Source organism: Rhizobium sp. 10N427 (genome assembly GCF_056394605.1).
The window spans coordinates 1-15,751 of sequence record NZ_JBFTID010000012.1 but is presented as its reverse complement, the minus strand read 5'-3'; the positions used below and the strand labels follow the sequence as shown (position 1 = coordinate 15,751).

The 15,751-nt window shown below is 62.0% G+C and carries 16 protein-coding genes; 7 read left to right on the top strand and 9 right to left on the bottom strand.

Going from position 1 to position 15,751, the window contains the following annotated elements:
- Nucleotides 1–17 precede the first annotated feature (17 nt).
- The 5 genes from AC1DIJ_RS22100 (at nt 18) to AC1DIJ_RS22080 (ending at nt 5,561) form a co-directional block, all read left to right on the top strand.
- Nucleotides 18–950, top strand: coding sequence for an ABC transporter substrate-binding protein (locus AC1DIJ_RS22100; protein ID WP_405049669.1), 933 nt, complete (start codon nt 18–20; stop codon nt 948–950).
- A 9-nt stretch (nt 951–959) separates the two neighbouring features.
- Nucleotides 960–2,033: an LLM class flavin-dependent oxidoreductase gene (locus tag AC1DIJ_RS22095; RefSeq protein WP_112389940.1), complete on the top strand. Its 1,074-nt coding sequence runs from the start codon at nt 960–962 to the stop codon at nt 2,031–2,033.
- 2 nt (nt 2,034–2,035) lie between these two features.
- Entirely contained in the window at nt 2,036–2,632 is a 597-nt protein-coding gene (locus tag AC1DIJ_RS22090; protein WP_112389939.1) for a 2-hydroxychromene-2-carboxylate isomerase, read from the top strand.
- 141 nt (nt 2,633–2,773) lie between these two features.
- Nucleotides 2,774–4,093 (top strand): LLM class flavin-dependent oxidoreductase, encoded by a 1,320-nt coding sequence (locus tag AC1DIJ_RS22085; protein WP_477831553.1) that lies wholly within the window; start codon nt 2,774–2,776, stop codon nt 4,091–4,093.
- Between the two features lie 79 nt (nt 4,094–4,172).
- Nucleotides 4,173–5,561, top strand: a complete 1,389-nt coding sequence (locus AC1DIJ_RS22080) for an FAD/NAD(P)-binding protein (protein WP_112389937.1) — start codon at nt 4,173–4,175, stop codon at nt 5,559–5,561.
- On the opposite strand, the gene AC1DIJ_RS22075 is transcribed toward AC1DIJ_RS22080, so the two are convergent.
- The 3 genes from AC1DIJ_RS22075 to AC1DIJ_RS22065 are packed head-to-tail and all read right to left on the bottom strand — an operon-like array spanning nt 5,547 to nt 8,055.
- Nucleotides 5,547–6,038 (bottom strand): Lrp/AsnC family transcriptional regulator, encoded by a 492-nt coding sequence (locus AC1DIJ_RS22075; RefSeq protein ID WP_112389936.1) that lies wholly within the window; start codon nt 6,036–6,038, stop codon nt 5,547–5,549. The genes AC1DIJ_RS22080 and AC1DIJ_RS22075 overlap by 15 nt on opposite strands.
- Nucleotides 6,039–6,083: 45 nt before the next feature.
- Nucleotides 6,084–7,154, bottom strand: a complete 1,071-nt coding sequence (locus AC1DIJ_RS22070; protein WP_112389935.1) for an LLM class flavin-dependent oxidoreductase — start codon at nt 7,152–7,154, stop codon at nt 6,084–6,086.
- Nucleotides 7,155–7,209: 55 nt separating this feature from the next.
- Nucleotides 7,210–8,055: an NADPH-dependent oxidoreductase gene (locus AC1DIJ_RS22065; RefSeq protein WP_112389934.1), complete on the bottom strand. Its 846-nt coding sequence runs from the start codon at nt 8,053–8,055 to the stop codon at nt 7,210–7,212.
- A gap of 152 nt (nt 8,056–8,207) precedes the next feature.
- On the opposite strand from AC1DIJ_RS22065, the gene AC1DIJ_RS22060 reads away from it, so the two are divergent.
- Nucleotides 8,208–8,426 (top strand): hypothetical protein, encoded by a 219-nt coding sequence (locus AC1DIJ_RS22060; protein ID WP_148194322.1) that lies wholly within the window; start codon nt 8,208–8,210, stop codon nt 8,424–8,426.
- 25 nt (nt 8,427–8,451) lie between these two features.
- Nucleotides 8,452–9,348 carry a fructose bisphosphate aldolase gene (locus AC1DIJ_RS22055; protein WP_112389933.1) on the top strand — a complete coding sequence of 299 codons (897 nt, stop codon included), beginning with the start codon at nt 8,452–8,454 and terminating at the stop codon, nt 9,346–9,348.
- A 68-nt stretch (nt 9,349–9,416) separates the two neighbouring features.
- Here the strand turns inward: AC1DIJ_RS22055 and AC1DIJ_RS22050 are convergent, their stop codons facing one another.
- The 6 genes from AC1DIJ_RS22050 to AC1DIJ_RS22025 form a co-directional block, all read right to left on the bottom strand.
- Nucleotides 9,417–10,238 carry a carbohydrate ABC transporter permease gene (locus tag AC1DIJ_RS22050; RefSeq protein ID WP_112389932.1) on the bottom strand — a complete coding sequence of 274 codons (822 nt, stop codon included), beginning with the start codon at nt 10,236–10,238 and terminating at the stop codon, nt 9,417–9,419.
- On the bottom strand, nt 10,235–11,107 hold the full coding sequence (locus AC1DIJ_RS22045) for a carbohydrate ABC transporter permease (protein WP_112389931.1): 873 nt from the start codon (nt 11,105–11,107) through the stop codon (nt 10,235–10,237). The genes AC1DIJ_RS22050 and AC1DIJ_RS22045 overlap by 4 nt, the downstream gene beginning before the upstream one ends.
- A 53-nt stretch (nt 11,108–11,160) precedes the next feature.
- Nucleotides 11,161–12,486: an extracellular solute-binding protein gene (locus AC1DIJ_RS22040; RefSeq protein ID WP_112389930.1), complete on the bottom strand. Its 1,326-nt coding sequence runs from the start codon at nt 12,484–12,486 to the stop codon at nt 11,161–11,163.
- A 43-nt stretch (nt 12,487–12,529) separates the two neighbouring features.
- A complete protein-coding gene (locus AC1DIJ_RS22035) occupies nt 12,530–14,074 on the bottom strand; it encodes a putative N-acetylmannosamine-6-phosphate 2-epimerase (protein WP_112389929.1) in 1,545 nt (514 codons plus the stop codon).
- A 46-nt stretch (nt 14,075–14,120) separates the two neighbouring features.
- Complete coding sequence (locus tag AC1DIJ_RS22030; protein ID WP_477831552.1) at nt 14,121–14,870, bottom strand: GntR family transcriptional regulator; 750 nt, start codon at nt 14,868–14,870, stop codon at nt 14,121–14,123.
- Between the two features lie 134 nt (nt 14,871–15,004).
- Complete coding sequence (locus AC1DIJ_RS22025; protein ID WP_112389927.1) at nt 15,005–15,358, bottom strand: hypothetical protein; 354 nt, start codon at nt 15,356–15,358, stop codon at nt 15,005–15,007.
- Nucleotides 15,359–15,751: the final 393 nt, after the last annotated feature.

Below are 15,751 nucleotides of genomic sequence, written 5' to 3'. Positions count from 1 at the left end.
TCAGGAGATTTGAAATGATGTCTATTGCTTCCTGGCGCCCGGCGCTGCTCTTGAGCGCAATGATGCTGTCCGGCTTCGCCACTGCGCATGCCGGTGACGAATTCGATCTGAGCCCCGAGCAGCCGGCGCGCGTTCATGCGGCGAAGAACGAGGCCGCGATCGCCTCGATCCCGAAGAACTTTTCCTTCGTGACACCGGGCAAATTTACCGTCGCGATCAGCCCCGGCGGACCGCCACTCGCGACTTATGCCACCGATGCGAAGACGGTTGTCGGCGCCGATCCGGAATATGCCGGTGCCATTGCCGAAAGCCTCGGGCTGGAGCTGGAGATCGTTCCGGTTGCCTGGATCGACTGGCCGCTCGGCCTGGTCTCCGGAAAATATGATGCGGTGATTTCCAACGTCGGGGTTACCGAGCAGCGCAAGGAGAAGTTCGATTTCTCCACCTACCGCAAGGGGCTGCATGGCTTCTTCGTCAAGGGCGACAGCGCCATCACCTCCATAAAGGAGCCGAAGGACGCTGCGGGTCTCCGGATCATCGTTGGTGCCGGCACCAACCAGGAGCGGATCCTGCTCAAATGGAGCGACGAGGACACCGCTGCCGGTCTGAAGCCGATCGAACTTCTCTATTTCGATGATGAGGCGGCAAGTCTGCTGGCGCTGCAATCCGGCCGGGCAGACGTCATCGTTCAGCCACATGCGCAGCTCGTCTTCATCGCGGCGCGCGACAAGAACATCAAGCGGGTGGGAACGCTGAGCGCCGGCTGGCCTGATCGCTCCGATGTCGCGATCACCACGCGCAAGGGCAGCGGCATCGCCGATACGCTTACGATCGCGACGAACGGTCTGATCAAGGATGGCACCTATGCCAAGATCCTCGATCACTGGCATCTGTCGGAGGAAGCATTGCCCGCATCCGAGACGAACCCGCCCGGCTTGCCGAAATTCTGAGTTCCAGAGATGACCAGCAATTCCATCGCGATAAAACATGTCGGTTTCCTGACACCCGGAAACTACCCCGAAGACGATCCCAATCGCGGGCTCGAAGAGACCCTTCAGCTTCTCAAGCATGGCGAAGAGCTCGGTTTCAACAGCGCCTGGGTCAGGCAGAGACACCTGGAGCCGGGCATCTCCTCGGCGACCGCCTTTCTCGCTGCGGCCACCCAGCGCACCAGCCGGATAGAGCTCGGCACGGCCGTCATCCCGATCGGCTACGAAAGTCCCTACCGGCTGGCCGAAGATCTCTCGACCGTCGATGTCCTCTCCAGGGGGCGGCTCAATGTCGGCCTGAGCGCCGGACGGCCGCTTCATGCCGATCTGATCGGGCCTCTTGCCTTCGACGGTGACTGGGAAAGCCACGATTTCTCGCATGCCCGCGTATTGAGGTTCGCTGACAATCTGAAGGGCAGCTATCTCGGGGACGAAGAGACGCGGATCAAGACGCCGTTCGGTCCGCAGCGTCCGCGGCTCAACCCCCATGCGAAGGGACTGATCGACCGCATCTGGTATGGTGGAGGGTCGCTGCGCTCGGCTGCCTGGGCGGCGCAGAACGGCTTCAACCTTCTGATCGGCAATGTGACGACGGGCGAGGAGACCGATGCGTTCTTCGTCGCTCAGGGACGGCAGCTTGAGCGTTACAAGACGTCCGGCGGCGCCGGCCGACGGGTGGCGCTCGGAAGGGTCATCGTTCCCTTCGACAGCGCCAGCGCGGCGACGCGAAAGCGCTACGCCGCCTATGCCGCGGGCCGTCACGAGCGGACGCTCTCGCCGCAAGGGGAACGGCGGACCCTCTTTGCCCGCGATCTCGTCGGGACCGCGGACCAAATTCTGGAGGCGCTGCACGCCGATCCGATCCTGCCGCATGTTCAGGAATTCCGTCTCGAACTTCCCTATGAATTCATCGACGAGGATTACCGGCAGATCCTACACGACTTCGTGACGCTGATCGGTCCCGAACTCGGTTGGCGCGCCCCTGCGCTTCAGCCATTATCGCCGCGCGCCGGTGACGTGAGATCTTTGAAATCAGGATATTAGCAATGACCAAGTCCCTCGAATATTTCTTCTCCATCGGTTCTCCCTGGTCCTATATCGGCCTCGATGCCTTCACCGATATCGCCAGGCGGCATGAGGTCGAGATCGAGCCCTTCCTGACCACTGTCATCGAAGAAAACGGCGGCATCTTCTCGCGCAACCGGCCGGAAATCCGCCGCGCCTACTGGATGAGAGACCTGAAACGCTGGGCAAAGGTACGCGGCAAGACGATCTGGCTGGACAAGCGCCCGGAACTCGGCGATCCCACGCCTGCCTCCTTTCTGGTGATTGCTGCCTATCTCGACGGCAAGGACTGGGTCGGCGTCACCCGCGCCCTGCAGGCGGCCTATTGGGCCGACGCACGCGATATCGGCAAGCCTGAGGTCCGCGCCGAAGTGGTCACCAGAGCAGGCTTTGACGGCGAGGCACTGTTGAAGCGCCAAGGCGATGACGACGTTCAGAAGAAATGGAGCCGCGACCGGGAGCGCGCCCGAAACAGCGGCGTCTTCGGCTTCCCGACATTCATCTATGACGGCGAGACCTATTGGGGTCAGGACAATTTGCCGTTCCTGGAAAGGCATTTCGAGGGCGACAGACCCTGACGGCGGGCGTTCTGAGCGCATTTGCGTTGCCATCCGATAGAAGGGGAAGCGGTGCGAAACGCCTCTTGAACCGGCCTCGTGCCGTCGCCAAATTCCTCTAGCCGCAACCCGTTCGGCCGCCCGCAATCATGGTCAGGTTCATTGACTGAGAAACAGCTTCACCTCGGCGCCTTCATGCGCCCCGTCAGCCTCCACACCGGCGCCTGGCGCTATCCCGGCTCCTATCCGGACGCCAATTTCAACTTCGGGCATATCGTCTCCTTCGCCCAGAAGCTCGAGGCCGCGAAGTTCGATGCGTTTTTCATGGCCGACCACCTCGCGGTCTTGAACATGCCGGATGAGGCGTTGAAACGCAGTCACACGGTGACGTCCTTCGAGCCTTTCACCTTGCTCTCGGCGCTTGCGGCGCTGACGAGCCGCATCGGCCTTGTCGCCACCGCCTCGACGACATTCGACGAGCCCTATCACGTGGCGCGGCGCTTCGCCTCGCTCGATCATATCAGCGGTGGCCGCGCCGGCTGGAACATTGTCACGACGGCCAATCCCGATGCTGCCCTCAATTTTGGTCTTGAGGAGCACGTAGCCCACGGTGAGCGCTATGAACGCGCCCGTGAGTTCTACGATGTCGTTACCGGCTTGTGGGACAGTTTCGAGGACGATGCCTTCATTCGCGACGTCAAAAGCGGCGAATATTTCGATCTCGCCAAAATGCATGTCCTCAATCACAAAGGCCCCGAACTTTCGGTGCGAGGCCCGCTCAACATCGCCCGGCCGCCGCAGGGCTGGCCTGTGATCGTCCAGGCCGGACAATCCGAGCCCGGCCGCCAGCTTGCCGCTGAGACCGCCGAAGTGGTTTTCTGCGCGCCGCGCGATCTTGCCACCGGACAGGCGCTCTATGCCGATATCAAAGGGCGGATGGCCACGCTTGGGCGCGACCCGGGGCACCTGAAGATCCTGCCGGCGGCATTTGTGGTGATCGCGGACACGATCGAAGAGGCGAAGGCCAAGCGCGCGGACCTCGACAGCCTGGTTCACTACGACAGCGCGATCGCCTCGCTTTCTATCGCACTTGGTCATGACGCGTCGAAATTCGATCCCGACCAGCCGCTTCCTGATGTGCCTGAAACCAATGCCAGCAAGAGCGGCCGCGAGCAGGTGATCAGGCTCGCCCGCCAGGAGCAGCTGACCGTTCGCCAGCTGGCGCAGCGCTATGGCGGCTATTCGGGCCTCGCCTTTGTCGGAACGCCGGCGACAATCGCAGACGAGATGGCGGAATGGTTGCAAAGCCGCGGATCCGACGGTTTTAACGTCGTCTTCCCCTATCTGCCGCAGGGGCTCGATGACGTTGTCGATCGCCTTGTTCCCGAGCTGCAGCGCCGCGGGCTATTCCGCTCGGAATATGAAGGCGCTACGCTGCGCGATCATCTCGGGCTGCCGCGGCCGAAAAGCCGTTACCTTTGACCCTGGGCGGTCTGCGCCCAATTCTACCGGAACCCGATCTGCACCGGATGCGTTTGCTCTTGGCATTTGAGGGATTTGAATGATCTACGACGCGGTACTGGTGGGGTCCGGTTTTTCGGCCATAGCAACGCTCTGCAACCTCATCGAACTTCTTCCCGTAACGGCGACGGTTGCCGTTATCGGCGATGATCCGGGTTTTGGCCGCGGAACGGCCTATCGCTCGGAACTCTATCTTCACCGGTTGAACGTGCCTGCGGGCCGCATGAGCCTGTTTCCCGACAGGCCGGACGGGTTCGTCGAATGGCTTGCGGAGCGAAAGCGGCCTCTCCGGGAAGGCGACTTTGCCTCCCGTCAGGACTATGGCCTCTATGTTCGCGACAGTCTTGCAGCCCTGCTGCGCAGCAAGCGCTCGCGATGCAAGGTCGATTTCATCAGGGCCAAGGCGACGGGTTGCGTCGAGCGCTACAATGCCACGCTCGGCTTTCTGCTCGACAATGGCGGCGAGATCGCCGGGCGCAACGTCGTGCTGTGTCTTGGTGTCGGCAATGCGCCGCTGCCGGTGAAGATTTCCGGCTTGTCCGGCGAGGCGAAGGACAGGGTGATCGAGAATCCGTGGCGGCTGTCCTGGCTGAGGCGGGTCGGCCTTAATGACCGTGTGTGCATACTCGGCTCCGGGCTGACGATGATCGACCAGGTTCTGGCCCTCCACGCCCGCGGTTTTCGCGGCAAGATCGACGTTCTATCAAGGCGCGGCCTCGTTCCGCACGGCCACGCGAAAACGCCGGAGCCGCCGGCCGATTTCGATCCCGCGACCCTGCCTGCAACGATGAGCGCGCTTCTCCATCGTCTGCGCAGGGAAGCCCGGGTTGCTGGTGATTGGCGCTCGGTCATGGACCGGTTGCGCCCACACACCCAGGCCCTGTGGGCACGCTTGCCGGCCTCCGAGCGCAGTCGTTTCCTCCGTCACGCGCTGCCATGGTGGAACATTCACCGTCATCGCGTGGCGCCCGATGTCCACACCCGGTTCCAACAGTTGCTGACGAGCGGCCAGGTCGCTGTCCATGCCGGTTTTCTGTCGGGTGTCGCCGGGCGCGAAGGCGGGCTCGCCATCAGCTATCGACCGAAGGGGGCGCGGGACATCGAGAGCCTCGACACCGGTTGGCTGATCAATTGTACGGGCGTCGAGAGGGCAGGGATCTCGCATTCTCCCCTTCTTGCGGAGATGAGGCGTCAGGGCCTCATCAAGGCCGATCCGCGGGGGCTCGGCATCGCCGTCGACCACGGTTCGAAGGTGATCGGGGACGTCGCCGTCAATGCGCAAGTCTATGCTGTCGGCGCGCTGACGGCCGGGCAGTTCTGGGAAATCACCGCCGTTCCCGATATTCGCGTCCAGGCACGCGCAGTTGCGTCCGAAGTCGTCGCGGCAGTCGCATCTCCTGCTGCGGTCGCCCACTCAGCGCCCGCGTGATGCCTTCGGATTGGCAACCGGCAGGTAGGACAATGGAAGCTCGGTGGTGAATTTCAGTTCCTGCATGGCAAAGCGCGAGCTGACATCGCCGATCTCGACCTTGGCCACCAGCCGCTTGTAGAAGGCGTCATAGCCCGCCACATCGGGCACGACGACGCGCATCAGATAATCGACATCGCCGCTCATGCGGTAGAATTCGACCACTTCCGGGAAACTCGCCACGACCTCGGAAAACCGGCGCAGCCACTCGGGAGAATGGCTCCTGACGCGAATGGAGACAAAGACCGTCACCGCAGCGTTGATCTTCGCCGCATCGAGAAGCGCCACCCGGCGGCGGATGATCTTTTCTTCCTCGAGCTTCTGCACCCGGCGCCAGCAGGGCGTGGTCGATATGCCGACGGCCTTTGCAAGCTCGGGGCCGGGAATGTCCGCATTGTTCTGCAGTTGCGCCAAAATCTTGCGGTCGACTCTATCCATATTGTCCTCTGGCTTGCCGGTTCGCCGTTCGCAGTTTGACTGCCTCTACCGCCTCAGCAGCGGCAGAAGCTTGTCTCCCTGCCGCCTGATCTCTCCGAGATAAGGCGTGTCCGACAGCACGAAATGCGTGATGCCGAGCGCCTCGTATTTGCGCAGCGAGGCTGCGACGTCTTCGGCTGAGCCGACGAGCCAGGTCGTGCCCGCGCCGCCGCCGCCAAATTTGCCCGGCGCGGTGTAGAGATTGTCGTCGAGCACATCGCCACGTTCATGGAGCTCCAGCAGGCGGCGCTGGCCGACGGCGACGGTGCGGCGATGGTCCTGCCAGTTGCCGCCCTGGCCGGCCGCCATTTCGGCAACCTTCTTTTCGGCGTCGGCCCAGGCTTCCTCCCGCGTATCCCTGACGAGGGTCGTGATCCTCAGGCCGAATTCCAGCGGTGCGAGATCGCGGTCGAGGTCGCGGCTCAGCGCCTTCAGCCTTTCGATGCGCTCCTTCACGCCGTCGAGCGGCTCTCCCCAGAAAAGCTGGACGTCGGCCTCGGTGGCCGCCACTTTCTCGGCGGCCTCGGAGGCGCCGCCGAAATAGAGCTTGGGATGGCGGCGCCCGGCGCGCTCTGCAATGCGCGGCTGAACGGTGGAGCCTTCGACGCTGAAATGCTCGCCTGCAGCGGTGACGTTCTCTTCGGTCCACAGGCGGCGGACGAGGCGCATGAATTCCTTCGTGCGGGCATAGCGGTGCGCCTGATCGCCCTCGCTGTCGCCGTAGGCCGCAAGATTGTCCTGGCCGGAGACGATGTTGACGCGGACGCGCCCGCTGCTCAGGTGGTCGAGCGTGGCCGCAGCCGAGGCGAAATTCGCCGGGCGCCAATAGCCGGGGCGAATGGCGATCAGCGGCTCGAAGGTTGCCGTGCGTGCCGTCAGCGCGGCTGCGACGGTGAACGTGTCGGGCCGCCCCCAGCCAGTACCGATCAGCGCACCCTTCCAACCATGATCTTCAAGCGCGCGGGCGTGTTCCGTCAGCGTCTCCAAACTGTTGTGATTGACGGTCGCGCTGTCGCCGCGGTGGCCGGCTGTGACATCGTTGGGGATGTACCAGAGGAATTCGGAACTATCGGTCATGCGTCTGCCTGCTTGTCGATCTAAGTGATTGTATCGGATGGCCGGGCGGCGCGGCTTATTTGAGCGGAAAGCCGAGCTTGCGAATAACGCTCTTCAGCACGTGCCTGCCATTGAGCGCAGCGACAGTGCCGATGCGCTTTCCGACCTGCTCGGTCCAGTCGATCCTCGGCATGGACTGTTCCGCCTGGAATGTTGAGAGCGCCTGATTGTAGTCGCCAAGAAAGGCACGATGCGCGGACGGATCGTAGCGGTTGCGATGAACGACCGCCGGCTGGGCGAGACGTGGTTTGACATCCGCAGGACGGGCGGGATCGGGATAGCCGACGGTCAGCCCGAAAACGGGGAACACCCCGTCAGGCAGCCCCAGGGCCTGCGATACCGCGTCCGGGTCGTTGCGGATGGCGCCGATATAACAGGTGCCGAAGCCAAGGGATTCCAAAGCGACGACGGCATTTTGTGCCGCAAGGGCGGCATCGATGACCCCGAGCAGAAAGCTTTCCACATAGTCGAGACCTTCGGCAGGGCCGCCCTGTTCCTCGGCGATGCTGCGCGGCCGGGCAAGATCGGCAAGCCAGACCAGGAGAAGTGGCGCTTGCGTAATCTGCCGCTGATTGCCGGCGACGGCGTTCAGCCTGTCCTTGATATCCTTGTCCTCGACGGCAATCACGCTCCAGGCCTGCAGGTTCGAAGAGCTGGCCGCCGACTGCGCCGCCGCCACAGCGATATCGATGACATCAGCCGGGACGGCCTGCGGACGATAGTCGCGGACGCTGCGGTGGGACAGGATTGCCTCGAGCGCTTCGTTCCACGGGCCCGACAGCGTCTGTCCGTTACGATAGCGGCTGGCGGCCAGTGCAGTCAGCCTGTTGTGATCCGGCGTGACAGGCGCGGACAAAGTCATTCACATCTCCTCGGGCGGTGCAGCGATGGCACGGACTGCCGGGACCATGCCCGCTCGGGCGCGGGCTTTCCAATTACAAAAGTTCCTTCAACGCTCCCGAAATAGAATATAATTTCTATAGATTATTTTTCGATCAACCTGATCTGATCGCGATGAGCACGCATGACGGCATTGGCGATGCGCTGGGGGATCTGATCGAGACCGGACGCGCCGCTTCGCGTCATCCGGCATTCCGTATCGGCGCGATCGTTTATCATCTTTTCGAGAGATATGATTGCACTCGCTGCGAAATATGCGACGTTGTCTCATTGGGACGGTTCGGCCGTCTCGATGACAATAGCCGTTTGAAATCGAGCAAAAAGCGCGCGTGAAACGCAGCGCGATGGGGAGAGAACAATGGCAGATGCAGAAATGATGTCGCAGATGACCGGCAAGGCAGGTTTCATCGCCGCTCTCGACCAGAGCGGCGGATCGACGCCTGGCGCCCTGCGTCTCTACGGCATTGCCGACAGCGATTATGGCAGCGAGGAGGAGATGTTCCGCCTCATGCACGAGATGCGCGTCCGGATCATGACCGCTCCCGCCTTCTCCGGCGATAAGGTGATCGGCGCTATCCTCTTCGAGAAGACCATGGATGGGGAAGCCAGAGGAAAGGCGGTTCCTTCGTTTCTCTGGGAGGAGCGGGGCTTGGTGCCGTTTCTCAAGGTCGACAAGGGCCTTGCTGCCGAAGAAAACGGTGTGCAGGTGATGAAGCCTATGCCTGATCTGGATGCGCTGCTTGATCGCGCCGTGAAGAAGGGGATCTTCGGGACGAAGATGCGCTCGGTGATCGCCAACGCCGACCGCGCCGGCATCGCCGCCGTCGTCAAGCAGCAATTCGCGATCGGCCGGCAGATCCTCGGCTATGGCCTGGTGCCGATTATCGAGCCTGAGGTCTCTATCAAGAGCCCGACCAAGCAGGAAGCCGAAGCTATTCTCCTCGAGGAAATCAGCCGCGAGCTGGATGCGCTGCCGTCCGGCGAGCGGGTCATGATCAAGCTGACCATCCCGACGGTTGCGGATATCTACAAGCCGCTCATCGACCACAAGTCCGTTGCCCGGGTCGTGGCGCTTTCGGGCGGATACAGCCGTGCCGACGCCTGCGAAAAGCTCAGCCACAACCACGGCATGATCGCCAGCTTCTCTCGCGCCCTGACGGAGGATCTACGGGTGACGATGAGCGACGCGGAGTTCGATTCCAGTCTCGCCAGGACCATCGACCAGATCTACACAGCGAGCGCCACGAAAATCTAGGCGCCTGCAGCAAATCTTGGCACGGGCTGCGCTGCTTCAAAAAGGAGCGGCGCAGATCCGCCGTTAATCTATCCCTTCACAGCGCCTGCAGTCATCGAGCCGGAGATTTGCCGGTACATGAGAAGGCCGAGCAAGGCGGGCGGAAGCGCGCCGAGCGCCATGACGGCCGAGGCCACGCCCCATTGCACGCCGCCGCCGCTGGCGGCGAAGAAAAAGGAGGCGCCGACCGTCATCGGCACGGCCTTGTTGGTCGTCAGCATCAGGCCGAACAGGAATTCGTTCCAGGCGGTGATGAACCCGAAGATGAATGCGGTGACGAGCGCTGGACGGATCACCGGCGTGATGACGCTGACCATCGCCTGAAGCGACGAAGCGCCGTCGATCCGTGCAGCCTCGTCGAGTTCCAGCGGCACGTCATTGATGGCGTTGACCAGCATGACGAGCGCAAGCGGGATGTTGACGATCGTCAGGATCAGGCCAAGGCCGATCTGGGTGTCGAGGAGACCCAGCCACTGATACATCATGTAAAGCGGGATCGCGAAGATGATTAGCGGAACGGCGCGCAGGTTGATCACCAGCGGCATCAGCACCCGCCGCCCCACCTCGCTGCGGGCAATCGCATAGGCTGCAGGCAGGCAGAGAAGGATCGCAAGCCCGGTTCCGAGCACAGCGGCGATCGTGCTGTTCAGCAGGTAGGAATAGATGTTGAAGCGATCCGTCTGCGTCAGGATGCTTGCATAGTTCGCAAGCGTTGGCTCGCTGATCCACAGGCCGGCATTGCTGGAAAGCTCGCGGGCGTTCTTGAACGAGGTGACGAGGGTTACGATGATCGGGAAGTTCATCGCCGCCGCGGCAATGGCGAAGACGGTCCAGCGAAGAGCGTTGATCATGTTGCTTTCCTCCGGCGCCCGGCGAGCCAGTTCAGGCCGTGAAGCACGGCAAGCGACGCGACGAAGAGCACGACCGAAGCGGCCACGGCCTTGCCGATCGAGCCATCCTTGAAGAAGGACTGATAGATATAGATGGACAGCGACGTGGTGGAGCCGCCGGCGCCGCTTCCGGTCAGCGCGTAGACATTGTCGAACACGCGGAAACCGTCGATGAAACGGATGAAGAAGGCGATGACCAGCGTCGGCATCATCAGCGGCAGGTCGATCCACCACAGGATACGCCAGGCCGATGCACCGTCGAGCGCAGCTGCCTCGCGGACATCGAGCGGAATGGCCGAATATGCGACGTAGAAGAGCAGAAAGGCGAATGGCGTCCACTGCAGCGTTTCGATGACGACAAGCGTCTTGAAGGCATTGTTGACGTCGAGAAAGGCAGGGCTGTCGCCGAACCACAGAAAAAGATAGTAGGGCACCGGTCCAGCGAATTCATGCAGCACGAGCCGGTACATCAGGCCGATCATCGCAGGCGCGACCATTAGAGGCAGCATCAGCGGGGCCATCAGAGCCGAGCGCTTCGCCAGCAGCGGCGCGAGGAAGATCGCCAGAAACAGGCCGATCACACATTCTGCAATTGCCGTCAGCATGCCGAAGCGGAAGGAAAAGAAGGTCGCCTGCCAGAAGCCGCGATCCTGGATGACTGCAAGATAGTTCCCGAAGCCCGTGATCGTGGGGCTGCGCAGATTCTGGAAGCTGACGGTCGAGACCGAATAGACCAGGTTGACGAGGGCCGGAAAGCCCAGGAAGAGCAGCAGGAAGCCGATCAGCGGCGCCAGATAAGCCCTGCCTTCGGCACGTGATACGATAGCCATTGCGGTCCGCCGGATGGGAGGGATGCCGGGCTCACCCGGCATCCGGTACAAGGTTACTTCTTGAGGAGATCCTGCATGCCGGCCTTTGTATGGGCAAGCGCATCCTCAAGGCTCTGCTGGCCCGACCAGTAGCCGGTGAATTCCCTGGCCTGCAGCTCATAGACGGAGAGTGCATTGGCCGAGGTGGCGCCGTTCATGACATAGCCGTATTTGCTGGCGAATTTGCCAAGCTTGACGAGATCGGGCCGCTCCGAAGCGATCTTCGCCACGACCTCGGGCGTCAATGCCGGCGAACCGCCGCCGCGGGCATAGGTCAACGCCGCATCTTCGGTTGCCAGCCATTTCAGGAACTTGACGGCGCCTTCCTTGTTCTTGGCATTCTTGTTGAGGCCAAGACCAAGGCCGTGGATATGATCGGCGCGGCCGTTCGGGCCGGCCGGCGGCGCGACGATGCCGGTAACGCCGGCCACAGCCGGAGACTTCTCGGCATTGGTCAGGTCGGCGGCCGCGGCGTTCCACTGCAGCGCAGTGGCTGCCTGACCGGCGGCAAAGGCGGCGTTGGTTTCCGGATATTCGTAGCTTAGCGAATCCTTCGGCGAGGCACCGGCATCATAGAGCGTCTTGTAGAGCTGCAATCCGGTCTTGTAGGCGTCGGAATCGACCGTCACATTGCCGCTGGCATCCATCCAGTCTCCACCATAGGATCGCGGCAGGGACTGGAAGACCATCATGTTGAAGAGCAGGTTCTTCATCTGCAGCACGGTGCCATAGCGAACCGGGCTATCGGGATTGGCCTGCTTCGAGAAGTAGAGTGCGGTCGCCGCCCAGTCGTCCCAGGTCCAGCTGTCTGGATCCTTCGGCTGCAGATCCTTGCCGAGAACCTTCTTGGCGAGCTCGGAATAGGTCTTCTTCGCCGCATCGTCCTTTAGCAGCGCGTCGATCAGGTCCTTGCGGTAGTACATGAAGTGAAGCGAAAGGTCGGTCGGCACGCCATACTGCTTGCCGTCGAACTGCATCGTCTTGAGAACGGAATCACCGAAGACCTTGGCGGCATCCGGTCCGAGATCGACCGGCTCCATGTAGGGCGCGTAACGGCCGATCGAATAGGTGGCGACGAGGTTGATGTCGAAGGCGCTCGAACCGGCTGCCATATCGGCCTGCAGCTTGTCGTAGAAGCCATCGCGGTTGAAGAACAGCAGTTCGACCTTGTCGGCATCGGCAGCGGTCTTGTTATAGGCGTCGACGGTCCCGCGCAGCGCCGTTTCTTCCGATCCGCCGGGCCATCCGAGCACGGTCACCGTTGCATTGGCGAGACCTGGCAGGGCGGCACTCGCAAGAAGCGCGGCGAGAGCCGGAGCGATTATCTTTTGCAGTTTCATCGTTGTTCCCTTTCTTTGTTTTGGTTTGTTCATTCGGTGGTCTTCAGCGGTGCTGCCGCGCAAGGTCGGCAACGCCGATAATGCCTGCGTGACTGCCGAGTTCAGCGGCGGCGAGCTCGGGCCTGATCCTTGATCTGAGGTCAGCGACGTGACCGCGCACCCGATCGAGATAGCCGGGAGCGAGGCCAATGCCGCCGCCGATCACAATGCGCCGGGGGTCGAACATCAGCTTGATATCCCGGCAGAGCAGCGCGACCTGGGCGGCGGATTCTTCGACGATGGCTGTCGCCCATGCCGATCCGGCCGCGGCTTCGGTAAAGACCGTGACGGCGTCCGCCTCATGTCCGGCGCGCTTCGCCTGTCCGGCGATCCAGAGGCCCGAGGTCGTATCTTCAAGAGGCTCGGCCCCATGCGAGGCGATGCGGGTCAAGCCGAAATGACCGGCAAGGCCCGGCAGAAGCTTGCCATTGGCGACGATACCGCCGCCGATGCCGGTGGAGATAGTCAGGAAGACGATATCCTCTCCCTTGCCCGCACCGAACTGGTACTCCCCCCAGGCGGCCGCCTGGGCATCGTTAATGGCTGAAACCGGCGTGCCGAGCCGGGCGGCGGAGAGTTCAATCAGCGGATAATTGTCCGGAATTCCGAGCGTCACCGGGTTCATCGCCGACCAGCAGCCATCCTCGACGAAACCGGTGACGGCAATGCCTGCATGCGAGAATTGGCCGCGCCATCCGTCAATCTCGGCGGCAATGGCGTCAAGCCAGGCGTCGGGTCCTTGATCGCGCAGCGTCGGGACCACGCGTTGGTCTATAACCTCTCGGCCCTGGACCAGAGCTGCGATGGTCTTGGTGCCGCCGATGTCGATGGCAAGCACTGGCCTGCTATTAGCCTCGCGAGCGGAAAATGCGGCCGCTACGGCCTCATGGAACCAAGCTGTCGCATGTTCCGTGCGGGTGATCGCCGAGCCGACCACGACGGCAAGGGCGCCGGCGGCAGCGGCCTGTTCAGCCTGTTCCGGCGTGCGGATGCGGCCCTCCGCGATCACGAAGGGGGTGAGTGCGCGCATGGCAGCAATCAGCGCGATATCGGGTTCGATTGGCTCCGGTCCGCCGACATAGCCCGACAGGGTCGTCCCGACGAAATCGACACCGGCGGCGAGCGCCCGTCTGGCATCCTCGAGCGAGGAACAGTCGGCCATCGTCAGCTTGCCCCTGGTCTTGGCCGCAGCAATCAGGGCATCGATCGAAGCGGGGCGGATACGGTCCGTGGCGTCGAACGCGATGATATCGGCACCGGCATCGGCAAGCGCCTCCACATCGGCAACGAAGGGCGTGATGCGCACCGGGCTGCCATCGAGATCGCGCTTGACGATGCCGATAATCGGCACGGCGACATGCGGGCGGGCAGCCTTCACATAATCGACGGATTCGATGCGCACTGCCGCAGCACCCGCGGCTGCAGCCGCATTTGCAAAACCGATGACGAACCGGGCATCATCCATCGGGCCATCGGGAACCGGCTGGCAGGAAACGATGAGGCTGTTCTTGAGGTCTTCGCGCTGCACGGGATGCTCCATCTCGGGCATCACGATATCTTTAAAATACCAGATGGCAACCAGTTTATAACTGGTATTATCGCTGCAATTCGAAGACGAAGTCGTAGACCTCGCCCTTGTACCGCGTCTCGCAGAGCTCGACGATCTGGCCGTCTGCCAGGAAGCACCGGCGCTCGGTGACAAGAAGGGGCGCGCCGGGATCGCAATTCAGGTGAACTGCGTCGTCGGCTGACGCGGCACGCGACCGCATGCGCTGGACCGCGCGCTCGGGCATGAAACCACGGTCCTGGAGAACGGTATAGAGCGATTGGTCGATCAGGTCGGGGGAGGGAACGAAGCGCACCGGGACGACCGACGTTTCCACAGCGATCGGAAGTCCGTTAGCCGTTCGAACCCGTTTCATCCGGATGACATTGGCGTTTCCGGYAATGCCGAGCGCCATCATCTCGGTGGAGGACGCACGGCTGATCTGCTTCGATATCCAAATACATCCAGGCACTTGCCCGCGGGCGCTGATGTCTTCCGAGAAGCTCGTCAGCGTCGACATCGACTTTTCGACACGCGATCCGATTTCCGTCTTCGAGCCGTGCCGGCGGCTGAGCAGTCCTTCCTGTTCGAGAAGGGAGAGGGCTTTGCGGACGGTAACCCGTGAGAGCGACAGGGAACCGGCAATCACACGTTCGCCGGGCAGCACGCTCCCGGATTGAAAGGCCTGGGTCTGGATGGCCTGTTCGATCGCCAGCTTCAGCCGCTTGTACAAGGGAATATCGAGGGGGATTTGCGCCAGAGATTTCTCGATGGCGGTGACGACCTGGCTCTCGGGCATAAAAATTCCGCCAACTTCCCTGTAAAAAATCCTCTGGACTTATACTGGTATTATCTTCCGGGCACGAAGGAATGGCAAGAGCGCATTGGCGGCAGGGGAGAGCTGACGCCGCGAAGGGAGTCAGCTCGGTTATGTTAACGGCGGAGAGCCGGGCAGCCGCGCGCATTGGCAAAGCTGATTTCATCCGGGCCGCGGCGCGTCCAGCCCTGAACGACCACGCGGCGCGGCGTGATGTCGACGACATGCGCGCGCCGGAAACCAAAGTCCCGGGCGCGGTCTTCAGCCAGGCGTGGATCGCAGCCACGCGACGGGCGGCCATAGCCGGGTGGCGGCGGGGGCGGCCTGTTCCAATCCTGTTGGGGAGCGAAGCGCGGAGGGGGTGCCCGGCCGTATTCGTCGTAATACTGCGCCGAGGCGAAGCCGGCCGTTGAAATGAAAGCGCTCACCGCAAGCAGTGCGCCAAGGGCAATTTTGGTGCGTTTGATCATGAATGGGTCTCGAATCCTGTCTTTTGCGCAGGCACGATAAAACGGCATTCGTGGCGAACTCATGGCTGGGATTGGGTGAGCGAAACGTGGGCTTGACTCAAAGCCTCTGCGGTGGCCGCTTCGAGCGACATTGCTGGGACGTCGCCGCTAACAGCGCATTATACCCTCTTGTCATCGACAGGCCCGTCATTGTCTTGGATGCTGACCTTGCAATTAGATAGTCGACCGCTAGTTCCATAAGATAGATTATGCGATTTTGATGTGTAGCGGCATTTTAGAGATGCGACATATAGGCTAGTTAGAGATGCGACAGTCGTCGCCTCTTGGGATGCTAGCTGAACGTCAGCATTGGGAAGCAAGACAAGCGACGTGCATCGTGGTCGAGGCCATTTA

Excerpts from the sequence above, each read along its gene's own strand:
- AC1DIJ_RS22090 (WP_112389939.1), top strand. The coding sequence starts at position 2,036 with ATGACCAAGTCCCTCGAATATTTCTTCTCCATCGGTTCTCCCTGGTCC.
- AC1DIJ_RS22080 (WP_112389937.1), top strand. The coding sequence starts at position 4,173 with ATGATCTACGACGCGGTACTGGTGGGGTCCGGTTTTTCGGCCATAGCA.
- AC1DIJ_RS22060 (WP_148194322.1), top strand. The coding sequence starts at position 8,208 with ATGAGCACGCATGACGGCATTGGCGATGCGCTGGGGGATCTGATCGAG.
- AC1DIJ_RS22070 (WP_112389935.1), bottom strand. The coding sequence starts at position 7,154 with ATGACCGATAGTTCCGAATTCCTCTGGTACATCCCCAACGATGTCACA.
- AC1DIJ_RS22050 (WP_112389932.1), bottom strand. The coding sequence starts at position 10,238 with ATGATCAACGCTCTTCGCTGGACCGTCTTCGCCATTGCCGCGGCGGCG.
- AC1DIJ_RS22025 (WP_112389927.1), bottom strand. The coding sequence starts at position 15,358 with ATGATCAAACGCACCAAAATTGCCCTTGGCGCACTGCTTGCGGTGAGC.
- AC1DIJ_RS22095 (WP_112389940.1), top strand. The coding sequence starts at position 960 with ATGACCAGCAATTCCATCGCGATAAAACATGTCGGTTTCCTGACACCC.
- AC1DIJ_RS22065 (WP_112389934.1), bottom strand. The coding sequence starts at position 8,055 with ATGACTTTGTCCGCGCCTGTCACGCCGGATCACAACAGGCTGACTGCA.
- AC1DIJ_RS22040 (WP_112389930.1), bottom strand. The coding sequence starts at position 12,486 with ATGAAACTGCAAAAGATAATCGCTCCGGCTCTCGCCGCGCTTCTTGCG.
- AC1DIJ_RS22075 (WP_112389936.1), bottom strand. The coding sequence starts at position 6,038 with ATGGATAGAGTCGACCGCAAGATTTTGGCGCAACTGCAGAACAATGCG.
- AC1DIJ_RS22055 (WP_112389933.1), top strand. The coding sequence starts at position 8,452 with ATGGCAGATGCAGAAATGATGTCGCAGATGACCGGCAAGGCAGGTTTC.
- AC1DIJ_RS22100 (WP_405049669.1), top strand. The coding sequence starts at position 18 with ATGTCTATTGCTTCCTGGCGCCCGGCGCTGCTCTTGAGCGCAATGATG.
- AC1DIJ_RS22045 (WP_112389931.1), bottom strand. The coding sequence starts at position 11,107 with ATGGCTATCGTATCACGTGCCGAAGGCAGGGCTTATCTGGCGCCGCTG.
- AC1DIJ_RS22035 (WP_112389929.1), bottom strand. The coding sequence starts at position 14,074 with ATGCCCGAGATGGAGCATCCCGTGCAGCGCGAAGACCTCAAGAACAGC.